Raw genomic sequence first — 22,420 nt, forward strand, 5'->3', positions numbered from 1 at the left:
TGACATCGACCCATTAGTGGCTTCTGCGACTCAGATTTTAGGTGACAATAAGCTGTTCGGTGCGGCGATGATGCTGATCGTGGGGTTGTTTATCACTATCGGTTTTGGTGATTCATTTGCCTCTGTGCCAATCTTAGCGCCGATTTATATTCCACTATGCGTAGCGCTTGGTTTTTCTCCATTAGCGACACTGGCTATGCTTGGTGCGTCTGCGGCATTGGGTGATGCTGGTTCGCCTGCGTCTACCATCACGCTTGGTGCGACTGCTGGTCTAAATGCTGATGGACAGCATGACCATATTAAAGACAGTGTGATTCCGACTTTCTTCCATGCCAATATGGGTATGCTGCTATTTACTTTGGTCGCTGTGGTATGGCTGTTGGGTTAAACTGGCTGAGCGTGAAGGGCAGTTGACGGCGATGACAGCACAGATGGAAGAGTTGAGAGCATTGTAAAAAAAGCAAAAGCTTAAAGAGCATGGCCTCAGCATCGGAGTCCTTTAAAAATGGGCAAATATGCGCTGCATGGTGCGGTGTTCTTTAATCACTCAGCTCGGCGCTCGTCCCTCGCGCGAGGGCAAACAGCATGCGAATCAGTAGTTATATTTTAATCTAAGATCTCTTAGGTTTACTGTAATTTCTATTGGCTGATCGCTTAACTCTAGAGAAAGTACTTTCTAAAGAGACTGTATTGTCTCCAAATAAGTCATTACACCATTCTGAGGGTAAAGTTCTTTTTAGAGATTCACTAAGCAATGGGCTATATGATTTAGTTAAATATTTCCAAAAAAATCGAATCCGTTTAACTCTAATGTCTATTTTTCTTATGATATTTTTCTCACTCTCAATCTCATGACTAATTTCTTTTAAATTTTGCCAAGTTTCGTCGTCTGATATGTAAGTGTCAAACATAAGGTTTTCTAAAAATGTAAAGTCCACAAGTAACTCTCGAACGACGTACCCTCCTAATCTTGAAGGAGCGTACATGGCGATATCCTCAGATACGGTATGGCTAGGTGTAAAAAGGTAACGTTGTGCACATAAGACCTTTAATACCTGTCTAGTATATTTTTTCGCTACACCTATATTCTTAAGATGCTCAATTATTTCATCCCCATCTATCCCTTCAAAACTAGAAAGAGTAGCTCTATTCACACAAGCATTTAGAATAAAAAGTTTTAATAATTGTAGATTATGTATTGAGAGTTTAGAATCGAAAACATTACCAACAGCAGAGTAGTTTTCATCATATACTGTATGATTACCTACTATTATAGCTCTTAGCGCCTCATGCCTAGGCAAAATATACTTCTTTCCTTCGGCATAGGATTGAATGCCTTGAGATGTATTTGAATAACCTTTTTCTAAGAAATCTCTAGTCATTCTCAAAGCTAGTCTCAGATCTTCAGATGCTAATATATCAATTTGTCTTCCAACTTCGCTTCCTAGCACCGATTCTTTTAATAATCCAATCACTTCTGAAGCATTCTCAACTTTTACTTTTGCGCCATTTTCAGCTATAAAGCTAAAGCTGATACCTTCAACGATAGCGCTCAATAAATCAAATCTTTTAGATAACACTCCTAGTACCGAGGGGGGATCAATTTGACCATATTCGTAATCATAGGCGTTAATCAGAGGCGAATTCCTATTACGAATATATGTTGACTGCCGTAAACAGATTATTAAATTCAAATCAAGTTTTCTAGCAATAGATAGGGTGGCTGAAAAAAGTTCTCCTTGCTTCTCATCACTCTCTATCTGGTCTATATTATCTACGATAATATATATATTAGATTTGTCAGCATGATACTTGAATATTTTCTCTATATAAGGAGATTTTTCCTTGTAATCTGCAAGAATAAGATTAGATATTTCGCGGTTTTTCTCATTTTCATCTGATAAAAATGCGAGTGGCCCTCTTTTTAAAGATTCTATTTCCTCAGAGTAAGCTGGCAATATCGAATAGTCTTTTTCACCCAAGTTTGAGTTTTGAATATATTTAAAAAGGTGATCATATATGAATTTTGTATAAGGAGTATCTTTAGTGCTTTCTAAGAAGTCAATTCGAATCCAGTGGAAGTTATTGCTTTTATCGGAAAGTAAGTCTTGCAATTTTACCTTTTCAAGATAGTGTAAAAAAGTAGTTTTCCCACAGCCGACAGTTCCTACAATTATGAAAGCTAATTTAGAGAAATCATTATTAATAGCGATTTTTTCAACAAATCTTTCTCTATCTTTTGCTTTCATTAATCTAGTGGTCTTTTTCGATACGACTGTATCTCTCTTAGATACGGTCATTCTAATCTTAGTATCGAACCTTATATTTTGTGCGTTTGGTACATACAACCTGCTGAATTCCTCTGCATCAAATGAAAGGACTTTTTCAGAAAATGAAGTTACGATCTGATTAGATAGATTTTCATATATTGGATTATCTTTAGAGATATTAGAATAAGGTGAGAAAAAGCTCTTCAAATGACGTTGATCAATTTGATTCTCAGCGCGTCCATATAGGTTTAGTTCTAAGCTTCCTGCTAGAACGGAAGACCTATTAATAAGGCCAGTAAACTCAGAGTAATATGTATCAAATATTTCATCAAGAGATGAAAATAGTATTCCTGAAGAGTCATTAAATGAGACCTGATCATGACGTTGCGCTGGAAAAATGAACCATAAAACTCCATTTGTTACACAAGCAAAGTCTATACCTAAACCTCTAGCATAATCTCGTGCTTGGACTACCGCGCTACCTAGTTCTGTTTCCAAAAACCTTCTACCTAGAAGAATTTTACGCTGGTTATAATCGCCTAAAGCAAAATTACTAATTCTCTTAGCTTCTACAACTATAGCTGTATTAGCTGTTTTTAGAATATAATCAGCAAAGGTAGAAACGTTATCTTCTCGTACATGTTTTTCAACATCTATATCCTTAGTTTCCCAATTGAGAACGTCTTTCAGAATAGTGTCTATTAATTTAAACCTAGTCTCAGCTTCATTAGCATTGTCACTCTTTAGAGATTTGACTATGCCATAGATTTTTTGCTTCGTAGTTGCTAATTCTTCCATGAATACTTTCATCCAGAGTAGGTTTATTTCTAATAATTAAGAAATTAAAGCTTAAATAGAAAACTTAAGTTTATATTTATAATGAGTATAGCAAACGTAATATCTTATAAGGTACGATAGTTTGAAGAAAATGTCTCATTCATATTACTGGTAATTAGTCTATTATCTCTAAAGGAATAACACGCTAACGTAAGGAAGCACCATGAACCATCTCACCGTCGGACAACGCGCGCCTTTAAGCAATCTTGCTATTGACGATGCCGCACCCATCACGCTCAAATTCACTCGCCAAAGCCCAATAGAGATGGACATCAGCTGCTTTGCTTTAGATGCAGCGGGCAAACTGATCAATGATGATTACATGGTGTTTTATAATCAGCCAATCTCACCTTGCGGGCAAATCAAGCTCACCCATTACGAGTCGCAGCCAACGGCCAGTAAGGGCATCCAAGCCGAGTTTGAGGTTGATTTATCCAAACTGGCTGCAAATATAGACAGCTTGTTTTTTGTGTTATCAGCCGACACGCCGCTGAATCAAATTCAATCGTTAGAGATTGGCATTTGGCAGCAATCGCAAAAGGCGCAGGCAGCGTATCAAGCAGCCGACTTTGCCCAGCAGCAAGCCAGTATGCTCATGCAGCTGTACCGTAAGAGTGGCGTTTGGCGAGTATCTAATGTCGCGCAAGGCTTTAATGGTGGACTTGCCGCCATCGTGCAGCATTTCGGCGGCGATGTAGAAGAGGGTAACTCGCAAGCAGCCGAGGCAATCGTAACGCCAGTGCAAGAAAAACCGTCGATCGAGAAGGTCATGCTAGACAAAGCACCAAAACTGGTCAATCTGGCCAAAAAAGCCACCATATCGCTTAAGAAACGCCAATTGCAGCAATTAACCGCAAAGGTAGCATTGGTGCTAGATGCCTCAGGTTCAATGAATCGACAGTACAAAAAAGGCCGCGTGCAAGAGGTGGTCAACCGCATATTGCCATTGGCAGTGAGCTTCGATGATGACCAAGCATTAGACTGCTGGGCGTTTGCCCGAGATCCACAGTATTTGGGCGAGATTGGACTGAGCAACTATGACGGCTTCATTGACAACGCTCATGGCGGCTGGCGCAAATGGGCACTTGGCCCGCGCATTAATAACGAAGCAGAGGTCATGAAAGCCGTGACGGAGTTTTATCAAAAAGACGGCTTGGATGTGCCTGTCTACGTGCTATTTATCAGTGATGGCGGGGTAAACGACAATCGCGGTATCACCAGAGTCATGACGGAAGCGGCGAAACTACCGATATTTTGGCAATTCGTGGGCTTGGGTGGTCGTGGTTATGGCATCCTAAAAAAACTAGACGATATGGAAGGGCGCGTGATTGATAATTGTGACTTTTTTGAACTCGATGATTTGGACGATATCAGCGAAGAAGCCTTATATGAAAACATGCTAAAAGAGTTCCCAATGTGGTTAAAAGAAGCCAAGCAGCTTGGGATAGTGACTGGTGGTGACTAACTGTCTGTCTGTCGCATACACAGTTAGTTTCACGGTTTAACCTACTGATTAGGCCGTTATTTATTCTTCATAAAAGTAACGTAAGAGATAGGTTTGGCCATTTATTTACCCACCAATAACCAAACCTACCTATCTATAGTAAAAACCTCGCAAAAATAGTCTTGTATCGTATTCAGTGATATTGCATGATTAATGACCTATATAGGTAGCTACTCTATAAAAGATTAGTAGCTGCTTGCCCTTATCGCTGAACTGTCTAATAAAATGGCTTCTATGACCAATAATAAAAAAACGTTTTATCACAGGCCCAAGACCAATCAATCCACCAGTCCGACAGTACGCTGGATATTCGTCATATTGGGTTGGCTATTTTTTGTATTGGGTATCATCGGAGCGCTATTACCAGTGATGCCGACCGCGCCATTTATTTTACTGGCAGCAGGCTGCTGGGCACGTAGCTCTCGGCGCTTTCATTTTTGGCTAATCAATCATAAGTATTTTGGCAAATATGTTCGTGACTGGGAAGCGCACCGCGCTGTACCTTTGTATGCCAAATGGCTAGCAACGATAATGATGTCGATATCGACAGCCATGTTATTTTATCGTTTGCCTGCCGATATGATGTGGATGGCATGGTTAGTAGCCGCCACCTGTAGTGGGGTAGCGATATATTTATTTCGATTGCCCAATGCATCAAAAATAGTGTAATTGCCGCAAAAAGCAGTGCAAAACTGTCTTTCATTACATGAAATATGAGATAAGACTTGCGATATGAGGATATTCGACTTATAATACCTCCAAGCTTAAGAGCAGTTCTGCACCAAATCATTACCTCGTAGTATTAGTTATAATCCTTCGTTTTAATATTTATCGTTCAGTAGCTATTTGCAAGCGTTACCGGTCACTAGACCATTAATAAATTTAAAAGTAGGATTATATTATGTCAGACGTTCAAAAAGGTACAGTTAAGTGGTTCAACGAAGCTAAAGGCTTTGGTTTTATCGCTCCAGAAACTGGCGCAGACGTTTTTGCTCATTACAGCGAAATCACTGGTTCAGGTTTCAAAACTTTAGCTGAAGGTCAAGAAGTTGAGTTCACTGTAACTCAAGGTCAAAAAGGCCCACAAGCACATAACATCGTTGCTATCTAATTTGTCTTTATAGACAGATAGATGAACAGATGTAGAAAAAGCGAACTTTCGGGTTCGTTTTTTTTCGTCTGTGATTTGATATAATACCATTCACAAAAATTAGAGTAGCAAGGAAAAGGAGTACAAGTACTACATACACATTGTAGGCTAAGCGATTTTGACAGAGCTAATCGTATTCTTGTGAATGGTATAAGTTACTGAATATCAAATGGCGTTGAAGTCAAAGCATACAACAGAATAGAATCAAAAATGCCTACATACTATTTTACTAGTTGTAGGCATTTTTTATTTTAAGGAGTGTTATGAAGATGGGTTGTTAGAGAGAGCAGTCAGCCTATTACATTGAGCTAATACCAATATTAATCAGACCACCGCCTACTATCAGCCAGCCAAACATAATGGCACCTAAGATCAGCGGTTTCATACCTGCTTGTTTAATCGCCCCCAAATGCGTGGTCAATCCAAGCGCAAACATGGCCATCGTCAGTAGTACATCATCTAGCATGACCATATTACGCTCAAAACCCGTAGACATTGGCACCCATGTATGTAGGATAACGACCAAAATAAAGACAAAGGCAAACCAAGGGACTTTTACTTGTTGAATACGGCTCATGATAGAAGGCTTGTTGCCATGATTGTTACTGCCTTTGGTCAACGCAAAAGATAAGACCAATAAGAAAGGCGCTAGCATCATTACTCGTATCATTTTGGTCACGACCGCTGTATCGCCCACTTCTGGGTTAACGGCATTACCTGCAACCACAACTTGTGCGACTTCATGGATAGATGAGCCAGTATAGATGCCGTATTGTTGAGCATTGAGCCATGGCTGTAACCAACCGAGATGGTACAAAAACGGATAGAGCAGCATTGCAATGGTGCCAAAGACCACCACTGTAGCCACGGCGATAGTCACTTTGTGCGCTTCCGCTTTGACCACTGGCTCTGCGGCGATAACCGCGGCTGCCCCGCAGATACTTGCGCCTGCACCAATCAATAACGTCGTTTGTTTATCAACCTTTAGCCATTTCGTGCCCAACCAATAAGTGATTAAAAAAGTCGACGTCAGCACCAGTGCATCGGTCATAATCGCTGGCATACCCACGCTAGATACTTGTGTTAGGGTCAGTTTAAAGCCATAAAATATGATGGCGAGACGCAGTATCTGACCTTTGGCAAATGTCACGCCCACATGCAGCTGCTCAGCGAAACTGGAACAGACCGTATTACCTAATATCATACCGAGTAAAATCGCGAGCGTTAGCGATGACAGTCCAACAATCCGTCCGCTGGTCCAGGTATCTAAGCTGGTGTTCAGCCATAAACAGAATAAGCTACCGATAAACACCACAATTAAACCCGCTAGGTGGCGATTGGTTGGGAGGTAGTTGGTCACTGTTTTGGTTAAGGCATGCATGACGAAGTGTCCTATTGTCTATAATCGAAATAAGCATAAGCTTATGAATAGACAGTATAAGACAAGATAATTTATAATAAAAACAGATTAATAAGATAAAAACTATCGATTTTTTAGGTTAATAGTTTAAATCTTTGGGTTAATAATTCAAAACAGGATTGAAGCAGACATGAGAAAAGCTATACAGACACTACCGAAAATAACGCTGAAGCAGCTGTCTGTGTTTGTCAGTATTTATCAAACAGGTAGTACCAGTCGCGCCAGTGAGGAGCTTCATTTATCGCAATCAGCAGTCAGTAGTGCATTGAGCGAGCTTGAGTCAAGGCTGCAAATGCCATTGTTTGAACGGGTCGGGCGTCGACTTAACCAGCATCCCAATGCCCATGCTATTTATGTGCAAGCACAAGCCATCTTAGGGCAAGCATTGACACTGGAGCATTATCACAAGCACCAAGCAGGGCAGATTCATATTGGTGCGAGTACCACCATCGGCAACTATGTATTGCCGCCATTACTTGCCAAGCTATATCAAGCACTGCCAAATGCGAATATAAATACTTATATTGCCAATACTCAAGAGGTGGTCAGTGAGGTCGAGCAACTCAATATTGATATTGCTTTAGTCGAAGGCATGCCGCGCCCGACAGATATGAAAGCTATTGAGCAGCGAGAATGGCGGACAGATACACTAATGGTTTTTGCCAAGCGTGACAGTCAGTGGCTAACAAATACAGTGGCTTATAATGATGCGGATAACTGTTATGAGCTGAGTATGGAACAACTGGCACAGTTGCCATTATTGGTGCGAGAGGCTGGGTCAGGGACACGGCAAATTATCGATGAGCAGTTGCTTAAGTATTTACCAGATGCGGATATTATTATGGCTATTCAGCAGTCAGAGGCCATCAAACACATGGTCAGCGCCGATATTGGATTGGGCTGTTTGTCGCAATATGTCATCGAACCAGAGTTGGCAGCAGGCACACTGGTACAAGTGAAAGTAGCAGGTATTGATCTATCGCGGACATGGTGGTTGGTCTGGCATAAAGCGCGACATCAGAGTCCTATTTGGCAGATGTTTATTGATATTTTGACATCAGAGTAAGGGTCAACGCGTTAAAGACAGACAATAAAAAGCGTTTCATAAGATATATTATGAAACGCCTTATTTATTAAGAGTTGTTTCTGGTACAAGCCTCTTACTTAAAATGTCGTGGATTGAAATTTTAAGTATCAGCTACTTAGAAACAGGCTTATCCAATCTAACCACCAAGCTATCACATGGGACGTTTGGTAAGATATTATCTGCAGTAGCGCCGCTTAGCCAAGCAGATATACCATGGCGCTCGTGACGACCAATGACCAATAAGTCAACCTCGTGTTTATGGCAATAATTGACAATACCTTCACTATTTGAGATGGCCGTGGTCACTTCAGAATTGACAGCGTTTAATTGGTTGCGATCCAAAAACTGTGCCAGTTTGGCTCGTGCTTCTTGACAGCGCTCATCATCAATCTCATCGTATAAGCTAGAGGCAGGTACCAGCTCATAGCCAAAGCCAACCATGGTATCTTTTACGATATGTAGTACCGATAATCTAGAGCCAGGACGATTATCGACGATACGTTTGGCTTTTTGGGCAACCAAGTCAGCATCAGATAATAAATCAGTAACCAGTAAGATATGTTGATAACTCATGAGAGGTTCCTCGTAGCAAGTAGTCTTAACTATAGCACTACCAATGGCTGCTGTTAAGTTTGCTTTGTTAAAAAAGGTCTGTCTTTAGCATTTATTTTTTCGTGTTTGTCATCTTTATCACGCCGGGATTTTTATCACGATAGCTTCTTGACTTATGACAGTGTCAGCCCCATCTATTTCCGTTAGGCAAATTCTTTTTAATTGATACAGCTGTCATTTCTCATAATGTATCGGTATATGCCATTAAATTTGAATATTACTCATAAGTTAATCACCATACGCACCATACTTTTATATGAATATCATTATATGAATGCCATATAAAGACGACACTACAATAAGTATTACATTCACTATTTATCTATTGTTTACCCTGATTTTGTTTTATTGCTGGTGGTCTCATTGATAGGCTAATGGCATATTGCGATAAACATGGGGCTATCCATAAGGACAATTATGACCGACACATTATTTACTGCTGATCTAACCTTGCATCCTGCATTTGAATTGATTGAACACCGCCATATTGACGCGCTATCAATGGACGTATTGATTAGCCAACATGTTAAGACAGGTGCCATGCATTATCATTTGGCACATCCTAGTGATGAAAATGCTTTTTTGGTTGGCTTTCGTACTCAGCCAATGGATTCAAAAGGTGAGGCGCATATTTTAGAGCACGTGGCGCTATGTGGTTCTGAAAAATTCCCCGTACGTGACCCGTTTTTTTCGATGATTAAACGTTCATTAAATACCTTTATGAATGCGATGACCGCCGCTGATTGGACGGCTTATCCCTATGCAACGCAAAACAAAAATGACTATTTCAACTTGCTTGCTGTCTATCTCGATGCGTCATTTTTCCCCAATATTCATCCGCTCGACTTTGCCCAAGAAGGCATTCGTGTTGAGTTAGACGAAAATGACAAGCCGCAGTTTAAAGGTATCGTTTTTAACGAAATGAAAGGCGCAATGAGCGGTGAGATTGATCAGTTGTATCATACGGTCGCTCATCATTTGTTCCCAACGACGACGTATCATTATAATTCAGGCGGTGACCCTGCTGATATTCCTGATTTGACCCACCCTGAGCTGGTTGAGTTTCATCAGAGCCATTATCATCCGTCGAATAGCGTGATTATGAGCTTTGGTAATATTCCAGTTGCTGAAACTCAAGCCAAAATTCATGACGATGCTTTGACTCAGTTTGAAGCGGGCAAAAAGCACGTATCGCGTCCAGAGCAGCGTTTGTCTGCGCCGATCAGTGCCACTGATACTTATACGGCTGACGAAGCAGGCCCTGATCAAACCCATCATGTGCTGGCGTGGTTATTACCATCGATTACTGATCCCAAACAGCGTTTGGCATTGCGCTTATTAGAAGGTGTGTTAATCGAGCATGCTGGCTCGCCGCTGCGTGCCTATCTTGACAGTCACCCACTGGGTAAAGCACCAAGTCCGCTATTGGGACTCGATGACAGTCATTACGAGATGGTCTTTTATACGGGTCTACGCGGCTCCAACCCTGAGCATGCCGAAGCGGTAGAGCAGGGCATTCTTGATTTACTCACAGAAGTGGCCAGCTCGCCAGTCGATGATGAAACCATCGAAACTATCTTGCACCAAATCGAGATTGATCAGCGTCATATCGGCGGTGATAGCATTCCTTACGGTCTAAACTTGATGCTAGAAGGCTTTAGTACCGCCATTCATGATGGTAATCCTATTGATGTATGGGAAGTTGACGAGCATTTGCAGTGGCTGCGTGAGCAAGTCAAAGATGCGCAGTGGCTACCGAATCTAATCAAAACCCATCTGTTAGACAATCAGCATCGCGTCCGTGTCACCTTGACACCGGATAGTGAAAAGACTGCTCGTCTGGCAGCTGCTGAGCAGACACGTCTGGATACTATCGAGATGGATTTGACCGCTGATGATAAAGCCATCTTAAAGCAACAAGCGTTAGATTTGGCAGCGCGTCAAGCAGCGCCAGATGATTTGAGCTTATTGCCAAAAGTGGGTTTAGAAGACGTACCAACGGATATTAGCTTTAAGCAAGGCACGCAAAAGCATGTGAATCTCAGCGGGAAACCCAGTACGTTGTTTGAATATGAAGCGGGCACCAATGGTATCTACTATTATCAAGTTATCATACCGTTGACCGATGCGATTGGTCATAGTAACAGTGATGAGCTGCCAGTCAATGACGTGATTAATCATCCACTACTGCCTATCTATTTGAGTTTGTTATCAGAGTTAGGTACAGATTCGCTAAGTGCTCATGAAATGCAAGCTAAGCAAGCGGCGCATTCATCAGGGGTGACCGCTCGTATTAGCCAGCGTACAAATATCGATGATAGCCAAGCGATTAGCAGCTATTTCGTCGTGGCAACGCGTGCGCTGAACCGTAAGCCTGAAGCGATTGATTTGCTCAAAGAAGTGATGGAGCACAGTATCTTCTCTGAGCATGCCCGTATCAAAGAAATATTGCAACAGCGTCAAGCAGGTTGGCAGTCAAACTTGGCAGGTTCAGGGCATTCTTATGCCATGCAAACGGCCAGTCGCGGTATGAGTCGCCAAGCACAGCTAGAATATGTGCGCAGCGGTCTACCAGCATTGAACGCCCTCAAAGACTTCTTAACGCATGCCAGTACGGATGATGCACAGTGGGATACACTGGCTACTAGTTTGATGGATTTACATCAGCGTTTGATCAGCTTGCCTAAGCATGCCGTTATTATCTGTGAAGCTGAGCAAAGCGAACGTTTAAGCAGCTTAATTGTCGATAGTTGGAAAGACAGCCAACCGTCAACAGCTTCTAACGATTTAACGAATGCGACAGCAAATATTCCAAGTGAGTTTGCAAGCTTGCAACTGGATACAGCGTTAAACGGTGATAAAGATACTGTCAAAGCGCTAGAAACTGGTGTGGCACTCGAGGTTGAAGATCTAGCATGGCTAGTGCCAACCAACGTCTACCATAATGCCAGTGCTTATACCGTTCCAGCCGCCGATCATCCTGATACAGCAGCCTTAATGGTCTTGGCACCTTACCTGCGCAATGGTTACTTGCACAGTGCCATTCGTGAGCGCGGCGGTGCTTATGGTGGTGGGGCTGGTTATGATGCCAATGCGTGCGCCTTTAAGTTCTTTAGCTATCGTGATCCGCAGTGCGCTGAGACCTTTGCTCATTTTGATGCCAGTATCGAATGGTTATTGAATGAGCCACAAACCGATGAGCAATTAGAAGAAGCAATCTTGGGTATCATCTCAGGTATGGATAAGCCAGGTTCTCCAGCAGGTGAAGCTGTCAAAGCGTGTTTCGCTGACTTGCATCATCGCGGTGTAGAGTGGCAGCGTAAAATGCGTGCGTCAATATTGGCCGTGAAGATTGCTGATATACAACGCGTTGCCAAGCAATATCTACAAGGACAGGGTCACGTACGTGCGGTATTAGCGCCTTATGATAAAGAAGAAGCAGTGAAAGAATTAGGCTTTAATGTCTGTAAAATAAAGAGCTAATAGTGGTTTTTATATAAGAAATTTTTAAATAAAAGTCAGATCTTGATAATGAGCATTAAAAAAGCAGACAATAATGAATTATTGTCTGCTTTTATTTTGGTTGTAAATAATTTAAGATGGGGCTATTTTTTATTAGCAGTTAATCAATAGGAACCGACTTGGCAAATAAACATGATTTGCACATCGAAGCGTGCACGACATCTTTTCTACACTTATTGGGTTACGCTCTGCCTTACAGCTTGAGTTATGTTTTGTTGGTTTATTTTTTAACTATATTAGGCTTTCAGTTAGATATTTTCCTCTTAGTCTTATTTACTATTTTTATCTTAAGTTTTGTGACCACTACTGTTTTTTATAAACGCCAACATAGGCTCTTACAGCCAACAGAATGTAATCGCATGGCACTGCTATCGGCAATATTGCTACTGATAATGGCTATAGTATTTATGACGCAGTTTTTTGGAGGGCTTGAATTTACTTGGTCAGAGTTAAGCATGGTCGGTTTTCAAAGCTTTATTGCTATCGCAGGTGTGTTGTTCCTCATCGTAAACTATATTTTAATTTTCTTCAGCCTTTGGTTGATACAGCGCTATTGGCGGCGTTAGTTTAGGTCGTTTTCGTGTGTATAGCATTTTCTTTTCTTTATTTAGTATCTGATGCCGCTCAATATATAAGTTGACATTACTGGACAAGGTAACCAAAATCATTAGTCAACATTAGGTTGGTATAAATTATAAGGAATATAATGAGGTTTTATAGAGCTATCCATTGGGCAGGCGTACCAGCGTCAATATTAGTGCTATTACTCGCAGGTTGTGATAGATCAGAGATGGCTACTGTGTCAGCCACTGAGACCGCGATTGAAGACGATACCTTTGTTGAGGAAGAAGCAGACAATACATCTGCTTATCTACAAAAAGAATTTACACCAGCAGATGAGTCAACAGCCACAGCAGAGGGTACTCAAAATATTGCTACTGCTAATAATAACTTTGCGATCAAGATGTATCACCAACTGACTAAAAATGACACATTAGACAATCTAGTATTTTCTCCTTATAGCATATCTTCAGCCATAGCACTTGGATATGTGGGTGCCAAAGGCGATACCTACGATGAGATACAACAAGTCTTTGATTATCCTGAAGTGGATGAGATGCTGCCGAATGCCGCAGCGCTTTACAACCAACTCAATCGACCCAATACAAACTACATGTTGTCTAGCACTAATGGATTATGGGTGCAGCAAGGATTAGAGCCAAGTCCAACTTATCTAGATAATGTAAATCGTTACTTACAGGTAGAAGTTAATCCAGTAGATTTTATGTACGATCCAGAGTCGGCAAGAAAAACTATCAATCGCGCGATCGCCAAACAGACTCATGGGCTTATTCCACAGATTATACCGATTGATGGCTTTGATGAGACAACGCGAAGTGTGTTAACCAATGCGCTTTATTTTAAAGGAGCTTGGTACCATGAGTTTTATGATGGTAGTACTGAGTCGATGCCGTTTGAAACGTTCCAGATGACAGATAATGCTACCAGTGCGCCAACGGTAGAGATGATGCATCAATACAATGGATTTCAATACGTTGAAGACAGCCAAGCACAGGTCATCGACTTGCCTTACGTAGGGCAAAATATATCCATGATGGTGATACTGCCCAAAGTCTCTAATCAGCAAAGCTTACAGCAACTAATGGCATCGTTAACGACTGAAAAAATAACATCATGGCAAGCGAATTTTGATTACGAGGATATTGATTTATATCTGCCCAAATTTAAAATGGATGTAAGAGACGAAGAAGTGGCTAATAAGCTGATGACGATGGGTATGCCAACGGCTTTTTCATCTGCTGCTGATTTTTCAGGGTATCACGAAACTGTACCGCTGGTATTTGATAAAGTCGTCCATCAGGCCGTGATACAAGTGGATGAGTTGGGAACAGAGGCAGCAGCAGCCACAGCAGTGATGGAAATGGCTGCTTCAGAGGAAGAAGAGCAGGAACCTATCATTCCCATCGTATTTAAGGCAGATCATCCGTTCATTTATATGATTTATCACAAACCAACCAATGCCATTTTATTTATGGGACAAATGATAAAGCCGTCTAGTGATTGATGTCTTCTTAAATAATTATTTGAATTAAGCCTATATTCTCAGTTTTCAATATAAAAAAGAGCCACTGCTTTATAAGAAAAGAGGCTCTTTTTTGGGTAATCTAATAACGTAACGAATCGTCATGTTACTAAAAACGTTTGATACTTTGGTCTTTACCGACATGGTCTTGGTGAATAGGAAAGTCGGCGTGTTGATCGAAATTTTTACGGTCTTCAAAATAGCTTTTCAGAGTGCGACGTACGGCTTCAAAGGCAATGGTATCCCACGGAATTTCTGCTTCAGTAAATAACGCACAGTCAAGGCTTTCAGAGCCGATACCGTAAGCACCGTCTTTGAGATCAGCCAAATAAATAGAGTATATCTGCCCAATATCTGGAATATCGTACAGACAATATAAATGTGGGTTGATAACCACTGCTTCCGCTTCTTCAAAGCTCTCACGTGCAGCACCCTCTGCCATGGTTTCGCCATTTTCCATAAATCCTGCGGGCAACGTCCATAAACCATATTGTGGCTCAATCGCACGGCGACATAACAGTACTTTGTTTTCATGTATGACCAAGGAGCCACAAATCACTTTTGGGTTTTCATAATGGATATAGTGGCACTTTGGGCACACCAAACGCGGAACATTATCCGTGGCTGGTATTTTTCTTTCTGCTTCATGGCCACATTGGAGACAATAGCGCATATATCAACTGCCTTATATAATGATAATAAGAATAAAAAAGACATCGTTATTTTAAAAGTTATAATTCTTATTTTATGATGATACGCTCTAGGCAGTCTGTCTGCCATAAATCCGTTAGAGCATTTTCCTTACTTCCTTATATCGACATGAATTAGACTCGATTACAGTAACGGTTCTTTTGCCTAACATAACATAAATTACTGGCGTAATAGTATTAATAATAAAACAGCACGCTTGCAATCGATTAATTTTGCTATGCTTTTTAGGGTATATTAAAGCGTTATATTGATAAAATTATAGGGCATTTATAATGTTACTTCCCTCGCAGTCTTTAAGTTTTGATGAATGGTCAGTCGCTGTGCCAACTCTCATTCGTTATCCAACACTCAGGAGGTTGGCTGAGCGGGTACAGCATGAAACCCTCAATGGAATCATGACCAGTTCGGCCATGCATGATACTTATCACCCGTCTCAGAGTACCCGAATTTTAGACAGTTTATATCAGACACCGATTGCTGATGCCTCTGTACTGGTCGCCATTACTCATGAGCGGCATCCTAAGTTACTATTGACACTTCGGGCTGCGCACATGAATAGCCATGCAGGTGAAGTGTCTTGTGTGGGTGGTAAGTATGAGATAGGTGATGGCAATAATGTGGTCACTGCTGTACGCGAGGCTTGTGAGGAGACGGCATTACCACCCGATAAAGTACAGCTGCTCGGTCAACTACCCATTCAAACTTCTAAGAGCGGTATGAGCGTTAGGCCGATTGTGGCGCTCATTGCTCCGGATTTAATTTTAGTGCCTGAACTTGGCGAAATATCCCGTATTTTTTGGGCAGACTTTGAATCGCTAATGATTCAGCCTACCGTAGAATATGCGGTGGAATATACGATGCAAGATGAAAAAGCGACACTACTGACGCCCAGTTGGCAAATCGATGGTGAGACGGTATGGGGGCTGACAGGACGAGTGATTGCTAGCTTATTAGAAACTGGGTTTGATCGGCAGCTTGAATGGTATTACCGTGTGCAAGATACGCGGTTATAGCTTTTAATATAAGGCTATAGTCACTCCTCTATAAATTGGATACGGTGTCAGTCTCGCTTAGCCTAATATTTGTAGTACTTTCACTTGCCTTCCTTGTATCCAAATTATATTGAATCGACTATATTATGATTATTTATAGTAATCATCGTTTTTCTTTAGCCACCAATTCATGTTGTCTTGACGCTTGGATCGGAACGCTTCCAGTTTTTCTGCAACGGTTTGATTGTGTTGCCGAGCAGTATCGAGCGCAAACAGAATGGGTACTGAAGACAGCACGCCAAAACGTATCTTAGATTTTGGTAAGTCCAATCCATCACCGATATCATCACCGACTAATGTCCGCGTCACACTGGCGTTAACCATTTCAACGAAGCGCCCACGTCGATTGTCTTCACCCATAATCTGGCGCGGTAAGTCGTGTAGGGCTTTTGCCAATGGCTGTCCCATTTTAAAATCAAGCTGCTGAATAGATAGGTAGGTATAGAGCCATTCCCAACAGGCAGATTCGTTTTTTGGTAAGCGATCTAAATCAACGCCCATCCAATAGCTGGCGAGATTCCATAGGTGCAAAATCCCTTCCGCTTCTTCGGTGCTGATACGTGCACCCAACAGTCGCAGTCCACGCATAATCAACAATGAAAACTGTAAATGCGTGGCAATCATATCGGTTTGATTAATCGGGATACCCCAGTAATCCGTGTTCCAACTGCCATCAGGGTTACGATGTTGCTCGATATCTGAGATGACGCCTTTGGCAGCGTTGCCTTTACCTTTTAGCAAGTTTTGTCGTACCAAGGTGTGAATTTGACGCACCTTGATAGATTGTCGCCAACCTTCAGAGCCAATCGCCAACACTCCAGCAGTAGATTTTTGGCCATTACGCACGCTCGCTTGAGGATGTTCAGAAACAGCCAATATATAAGCGTAAGTACGCATTAATCGTGGCAGGGCATCATGCATCAATGCGCCGGTTTGAATCAGAGGCAGAGAGAGCGCGGGAATGCTATAGCCTGCCATCAATGCGACATTGCGCAATAACCAGATCAACATCAGTGGATAGCGGCGATAGGCGACCGCACCAATTTGTGCCAGCTTTGGATCGAACCAATCTGGCTGGCTACTCAGCTGCTCTGTTAAGGTGACAAATGATGGATTCTGTATGAGGTCGTTATCTACTTTTTCGTCGATGATGAGCTTCTGCAAGGGCTTTGCAAAACGGATGCCTTCAGTGGCTAATGCGTCCGCTAGTGGATCGCCAATATCATAGCCTGAAACGATCTCATTCAATAAATCTTGTGAGAGAACGAAGTTTTTAGGTAATAAATAGCGTTTGACCCGCTTTAAGACTTGTAAGTCACTGTGGTCATCAATCGCAGTAGTACGCCCATGACGTAGGTAAGAGGCCGATGACGGTTTATGCTGTAGACGGCTATTAATAATATCTGCCTTATGTTTATCAGTTGAATCCATAGCTATTCATCTGCTCTAATAAGTCGAGTTGGGTTTGTGCTGTATTGATACGATGTCTGGTTTGGCGTAAATCATCAGCAAGTGATAACAGACGTCTGCGCGCTTCTTTTTCATTATCAAATCCCAACATCTCACCACTTTTAAGCTTATCAAATTCTTCTCGATACTCTTTTAATAGTCGCTGATCATTTTCTAGCTGTTGCTCTAAGTTGTATTGGTCAAGACCTTTCTGATTTGCTTGTTGCAGAGTGCTTGTTATCGCAGCTGGACAGACATTGTTTAACTCACGTCCGCGTCTGCCAAGGTTGTAAGCGTTGTCAGTCATACAGTATTGCTTGAGCCCTAATTGGCGACCGCGTTCCCATGCTTGATAGTCAGGAGTGACGCTGGCTTTGGCACAAGCTTTGGCATGTGATGCTAAGCGGTCTGATTGATAACCTGATACGCCATCGTTGTAACCAATGGCTTGCCAGTCACCGATTAGACACTCTTGCTTTGACAGCGTGGCACAGCTGGATAATAGAAACATGCTACCAAGAATGGGTAGGCTCAGCGAAAGCCGCCGTACAAGCTGTTGCATAGTAATCTCCTATAACTACTGACGCTAATCGAAACATCTTCATATTAAAAAACGCTTATCAGTATGCTGTTTATGATAAAAACGTCTTCCGCTTATGTTAGCGGAAGCGTTTTTAATGATGACGCGCTCTAGGTCATGGTTTTAGGTCATAGTTTTATGGTTGCGGACGAGTCAGATCGACTGAGGTGCCACTCACATTGTCTTTTAGGCTGACTTTAAGCATGATATAACCTGCTATGCCAGAGACGATTGAACCCATAATAATACCGAGGCGCTCATCGAATAGAGTGGTTTCGCCAGCAAAGGCTAAGCCACCGATAAACAAGCTCATAGTAAAGCCTACACCACATAGCAAAGCTGCACCATAGATTTGCTTATAGTTCATACCTCTAGGCATGGTTGATATACCGAGCTTAAAGATCAACCAGCACATTATCATGACACCAACTTGCTTACCGATAAATAGGCCAGCAGCGATACCAAGAGGTACTGAATGGAACAATTCAGCAACGCCTGCACCTTCGAGCGAGATGCCAGAGTTGGCAAATGCAAATATTGGTAAAATCCCGAAAGCCACTGTATTGTGCAGATCGTGCTCTAACTCTTCAAGCGGAGAATGCTCCGGATCCGTACGGTCAAACATTGGAATAAACAGTGCCAAGACCACACCAGCTAAAGTGGCATGAATACCAGACTTGAGCACGGCAACCCACATAATCACACCAATGAGCAGATAAGGCGTGATACTGGTGACGTTGCGGCGATTAAGCATATACAAGAATGGCAGACACAAACCAGCTAACGCTAATGACTCTAATGACAGCTCACTGGTATAAAATAGCGCAATGATTAAAATCGCACCAATATCATCAAATATGGCAATGGATACTAAGAAGACCTTGAGAGAGTTGGGTACGCGACTACCAAGTAGACTCAATATCCCGAGAGCAAAAGCAATATCGGTTGCCGCAGGTATGGCCCAACCTTTCCAAAATTCTGGTTCATGGTAGTTAAAGAGCAGATAGACAATCGCTGGTGCAATCATGCCGCCCAGTGCTGCACCGGCGGGTAGTATGATTTGTTTGACGTTGGATAGCTCACCGATTAAGACTTCGCGCTTGAGCTCAAGACCAACTAAGAAAAAGAACACTGCCATCAGACCATCATTGATCCAGTGATGGGCGTCTTTAGCGATGGCAAAATCACCAATTTGGATAGCAACAGGTGCGTGGATAAAGCCTTCATACCACACGTTAAGAGGGGAGTTAGCAATAATCATTGCAGCAACAGCAGCCAAGGCTAAAACGATACCGCCTGCTGCCTCAAATTCAAAAAATGCTTTAATCCTTCGTATTGCCATATCATCCTCATCTACTAAAAACGAATTACAAAATAGTTCAATAACTTCAAGCGTCTATACTACTGCCTTTTATCAGGTGGTAGATAGACAAGAACAGTCTCTCATACTCTTATTAATATACACAACAAAATACGTCTTAAAGTCGTTTGTTACATTCTTGAACCAGACGACTCTTATATTAAGTATTTATGGAGTGGTTAGACAAATTTAACAGACTTTGTCATGTTTTTGGTTTTTTTTGCCCCTTTATCTTTATAATGAGCGATATTAGGGCGTGTCTCCAATTCACCCGATAGTCATCTAAATGGGCTAAAAATGGCTAAATCTTGCCAAACATCGTCAAATAGCTGGTTAATATCTCGATATTATCTGCGCTATTTTTCTTGTTTGACGACAATTTATCTCATTTTTATCACCATTTTTGAAATGAAGACACGCCCTAGCAAAACCAATAGTTATCCTAAATGCTACTTCAGCAGCAACTTTAATAACAGTATTTTAAATTTAGTTTCCAAAGCCAAGCTTTAAGGCTTTTTCTTTTTTATCATAAATTTTGTAGGTCAGTGTCATGGATTTATCGCTCTCATTAGAGGTTATTTTAATGCTTACTGCGGTGGCAGCATTGGCAGGATTCATCGATGCCATTGCAGGCGGTGGTGGTTTATTGACCATACCAGCGATGCTACTAGCGAATATCCCACCAGTACTGACACTTGGTACGAACAAGTTGCAAGCTGCATCCGGTGCGTTGGCGGCTTCTATCACTATGATCAAAAAAGGCGTGGTGAAACCAAAACGCATAAAAGTGGCTATTATCGCCGCGTTTCTTGGCTCTGTTATTGGGACAATTGCTGTACAGCTATCGCCTCCAGATATGCTAGAAAAGTTGATTCCATTTTTAATTGCCGCCATTGGTATTTACACCTTGTTTGCGCCTAGGCTTGGCGAGGTAGAAGCAGCACCGCGCATTAGTGAGAGTAAGTGGCAAAAACTCGTCGCGCCAGTGATTGGCTTTTATGACGGTTATATTGGTCCAGGCACAGGTATGTTTTTTGCGCTTGGTAACGTGGCACTACGCGGTCGTCAAATCATTGAGGCGACAGGTGCTGCCAAAATATTGAACTTATCGACCAATATTGGCTCGTTAATATTTTTTATATTAGGTGGCAATGTTTTGTGGAAAGTAGGCTTGGCTATGATGGTCGGGCAGACGATAGGTGCATACTTTGGCTCACACATGGTGGTTAAAGGTGGCAGTAAGCTGATTCGTCCGATGATTGTGTTGGTGTGTTTGGCGATGATTACTAAATATGTTTTTGGTTAGTTAGGGCGTATTGTTTACATTTACCTTCCTCAAAACCTTCATCCCTAAAGTTCTTCATCCTGTGAGTGGTGTAAGCGTCAAAAAAAACCTCAGCCAATATGACTGAGGTTTTTTACTTTTAGGTTATTTATTGCGTAGCTATGGTATTAACTTCGGCGATCGACATCGTCATACTCACTACCCATTATGCCATCATTCATAACTTCAGAGAATGCGCGTTCATTGTCTTCATCAATATGACCATCAAACACTTCTTTTGTACCAGCGTCAGCGTCATTGTAGATAGCCAAGTCCATTTTGCCCTCGGACTTTGCCACGATAGTGGTTACTGCGGCATCACCGCCAACGTTAACAGCAGTACGTAACATATCCAGCAGGCGATCAACACCTAAGATCAAGCCAATACCTTCGATTGGTAGGCCAACCTGTGCAAATACCATAGACAGCATAATTAGACCAACACCAGGCACACCAGCAGTACCGACAGAGGCCAGTACTGACATTAAGATAACGGTCAGATACTCAGTAATACCTAAGTCAATCCCATACAAGTTAGCGATAAAGATGGTCGCTGTACCCTGCATAATAGCGGTACCATCCATATTGATGGTGGCACCAAAAGGAACCGTAAACGACGCTACAGAGTTATTTACACCCATACGCTTGGTAACGGTACGCAACGTTACTGGAATGGTCGCATTTGAGCTTGAGGTACTAAATGCAAAGATTTGCACTTCACGCATTTTTGCCAAAAACGTTTTGATTGATAGTCCTGAAAACAGCTTTAAGACGATCATCATGGTGACAAAGAAGTGGAAGGCCAATGAGCCAATCAATACAGCGACATAACCAAATAGAGACACGATCAAGTCCAAACCAAGATCAGCCATGGCTTTGGTTAACAGCGCAAACACACCATAAGGTGCTAGGTTCATAATGATGGTTACCATTTTTAAGATAACTTCATTAATCAGCTCTAAACTTTGGACCAAACCTTTAGCAGGCTTACCCACCATCAAAATACTAATACCAATCAAAATCGCAAAGAAAATAATCGATAGCATGTCACCATTGGCCATGGCGCTAATGGGGTTGGATGGAACGATATTTGAGAAAACATCAATGAGAGGTGGCGCTTCCTTTGCTTCAAAGCTGGCCTCAGATGCTAAGTCCATGCCTTTACCAATACCAAATAACGAGCCAAGCCCAATTGCGGTGGCAATCGCTAAAGCAGTTGTTAGCATATACATGAAAAATGTTTTTGTACCGATGCGACCAAGTAGTCGAATATCACCAATACCGCAGACACCACAAATCAATGAGATAAGTACTAAAGGTACAACCAACATTTTGAGTGAGTTGACAAAAAGTTTACCGATAATACCGAATAAGCCATTGACCAAATAGTCATTGACGAACCCACCTTCTGCGTTTAGTCCTGTGTAGTTAAAAAATA

Annotated in this window: 18 protein-coding genes; 10 read left to right on the plus strand and 8 right to left on the minus strand. The window is 41.9% G+C overall.

Going from position 1 to position 22,420, the window contains the following annotated elements:
• The coding region (locus ACT3QP_RS10480; protein WP_444525450.1) for a Na+/H+ antiporter NhaC family protein at positions 1–388 on the plus strand (388 nt) is incomplete at its 5' end.
• A gap of 223 nt (positions 389–611) precedes the next feature.
• Here the strand turns inward: ACT3QP_RS10480 and ACT3QP_RS10485 are convergent.
• Complete coding sequence (locus ACT3QP_RS10485; RefSeq protein ID WP_444525451.1) at positions 612–3,068, minus strand: hypothetical protein; 2,457 nt, start codon at positions 3,066–3,068, stop codon at positions 612–614.
• Positions 3,069–3,270: 202 nt separating this feature from the next.
• On the opposite strand from ACT3QP_RS10485, the gene ACT3QP_RS10490 reads away from it, so the two are divergent.
• From ACT3QP_RS10490 to ACT3QP_RS10500, 3 genes are all read left to right on the plus strand, one after another.
• Positions 3,271–4,572 carry a VWA domain-containing protein gene (locus ACT3QP_RS10490; RefSeq protein WP_444525452.1) on the plus strand — a complete coding sequence of 434 codons (1,302 nt, stop codon included), beginning with the start codon at positions 3,271–3,273 and terminating at the stop codon, positions 4,570–4,572.
• Positions 4,573–4,845: 273 nt separating this feature from the next.
• Positions 4,846–5,280 (plus strand): YbaN family protein, encoded by a 435-nt coding sequence (locus ACT3QP_RS10495; RefSeq protein ID WP_444525453.1) that lies wholly within the window; start codon positions 4,846–4,848, stop codon positions 5,278–5,280.
• Between the two features lie 232 nt (positions 5,281–5,512).
• The gene (locus ACT3QP_RS10500) at positions 5,513–5,722 is read left to right on the plus strand and encodes a cold-shock protein (RefSeq protein WP_045453470.1); all 210 of its coding nucleotides are present in this window, start codon (positions 5,513–5,515) and stop codon (positions 5,720–5,722) included.
• Positions 5,723–6,059: 337 nt separating this feature from the next.
• On the opposite strand, the gene ACT3QP_RS10505 is transcribed toward ACT3QP_RS10500, so the two are convergent.
• Positions 6,060–7,142, minus strand: coding sequence for a YeiH family protein (locus ACT3QP_RS10505; RefSeq protein ID WP_444525454.1), 1,083 nt, complete (start codon positions 7,140–7,142; stop codon positions 6,060–6,062).
• Between the two features lie 169 nt (positions 7,143–7,311).
• Here ACT3QP_RS10505 and ACT3QP_RS10510 point away from each other — a divergent pair, with 169 nt between their 5' ends.
• Positions 7,312–8,247: a LysR substrate-binding domain-containing protein gene (locus ACT3QP_RS10510; RefSeq protein WP_444525455.1), complete on the plus strand. Its 936-nt coding sequence runs from the start codon at positions 7,312–7,314 to the stop codon at positions 8,245–8,247.
• A gap of 132 nt (positions 8,248–8,379) precedes the next feature.
• On the opposite strand, the gene ACT3QP_RS10515 is transcribed toward ACT3QP_RS10510, so the two are convergent.
• Positions 8,380–8,841, minus strand: coding sequence for a universal stress protein (locus ACT3QP_RS10515; RefSeq protein ID WP_444525456.1), 462 nt, complete (start codon positions 8,839–8,841; stop codon positions 8,380–8,382).
• Between the two features lie 456 nt (positions 8,842–9,297).
• Between ACT3QP_RS10515 and ACT3QP_RS10520 the strand changes: the two genes are divergently transcribed.
• From ACT3QP_RS10520 to ACT3QP_RS10530, 3 genes are all read left to right on the plus strand, one after another.
• Positions 9,298–12,363 carry an insulinase family protein gene (locus ACT3QP_RS10520; RefSeq protein ID WP_444525457.1) on the plus strand — a complete coding sequence of 1,022 codons (3,066 nt, stop codon included), beginning with the start codon at positions 9,298–9,300 and terminating at the stop codon, positions 12,361–12,363.
• Between the two features lie 158 nt (positions 12,364–12,521).
• On the plus strand, positions 12,522–12,968 hold the full coding sequence (locus tag ACT3QP_RS10525) for an ABZJ_00895 family protein (protein WP_444525458.1): 447 nt from the start codon (positions 12,522–12,524) through the stop codon (positions 12,966–12,968).
• 140 nt (positions 12,969–13,108) lie between these two features.
• Positions 13,109–14,488 (plus strand): serpin family protein, encoded by a 1,380-nt coding sequence (locus ACT3QP_RS10530; RefSeq protein ID WP_444525459.1) that lies wholly within the window; start codon positions 13,109–13,111, stop codon positions 14,486–14,488.
• A 127-nt stretch (positions 14,489–14,615) separates the two neighbouring features.
• Here ACT3QP_RS10530 and ACT3QP_RS10535 read toward each other — a convergent pair whose 3' ends face one another.
• The gene (locus tag ACT3QP_RS10535; RefSeq protein WP_444525460.1) at positions 14,616–15,179 is read right to left on the minus strand and encodes an NUDIX hydrolase; all 564 of its coding nucleotides are present in this window, start codon (positions 15,177–15,179) and stop codon (positions 14,616–14,618) included.
• Between the two features lie 310 nt (positions 15,180–15,489).
• Here ACT3QP_RS10535 and ACT3QP_RS10540 point away from each other — a divergent pair, with 310 nt between their 5' ends.
• Positions 15,490–16,230 (plus strand): NUDIX hydrolase, encoded by a 741-nt coding sequence (locus tag ACT3QP_RS10540; RefSeq protein WP_444525461.1) that lies wholly within the window; start codon positions 15,490–15,492, stop codon positions 16,228–16,230.
• A 129-nt stretch (positions 16,231–16,359) separates the two neighbouring features.
• Here ACT3QP_RS10540 and ACT3QP_RS10545 read toward each other — a convergent pair whose 3' ends face one another.
• The 3 genes from ACT3QP_RS10545 to nhaA form a co-directional block, all read right to left on the minus strand.
• On the minus strand, positions 16,360–17,700 hold the full coding sequence (locus ACT3QP_RS10545; protein WP_444525462.1) for an oxygenase MpaB family protein: 1,341 nt from the start codon (positions 17,698–17,700) through the stop codon (positions 16,360–16,362).
• The gene (locus ACT3QP_RS10550; RefSeq protein ID WP_444525463.1) at positions 17,687–18,280 is read right to left on the minus strand and encodes a DUF2799 domain-containing protein; all 594 of its coding nucleotides are present in this window, start codon (positions 18,278–18,280) and stop codon (positions 17,687–17,689) included. The genes ACT3QP_RS10545 and ACT3QP_RS10550 overlap by 14 nt, the downstream gene beginning before the upstream one ends.
• Positions 18,281–18,434: 154 nt before the next feature.
• On the minus strand, positions 18,435–19,640 hold the full coding sequence (gene nhaA, locus ACT3QP_RS10555; protein WP_444525464.1) for a Na+/H+ antiporter NhaA: 1,206 nt from the start codon (positions 19,638–19,640) through the stop codon (positions 18,435–18,437).
• Between the two features lie 568 nt (positions 19,641–20,208).
• Between nhaA and ACT3QP_RS10560 the strand changes: the two genes are divergently transcribed.
• Complete coding sequence (locus tag ACT3QP_RS10560; protein WP_444525465.1) at positions 20,209–20,964, plus strand: TSUP family transporter; 756 nt, start codon at positions 20,209–20,211, stop codon at positions 20,962–20,964.
• A gap of 146 nt (positions 20,965–21,110) precedes the next feature.
• Here the strand turns inward: ACT3QP_RS10560 and ACT3QP_RS10565 are convergent.
• Positions 21,111–22,420 (minus strand): dicarboxylate/amino acid:cation symporter (locus ACT3QP_RS10565; RefSeq protein WP_444525466.1); only part of this gene is annotated, 1,310 nt, incomplete at its 5' end.

The sequence above is a fragment of the Psychrobacter sp. AOP7-B1-24 genome, from assembly GCF_052376215.1.
Lineage (GTDB): Bacteria > Pseudomonadota > Gammaproteobacteria > Pseudomonadales > Moraxellaceae > Psychrobacter.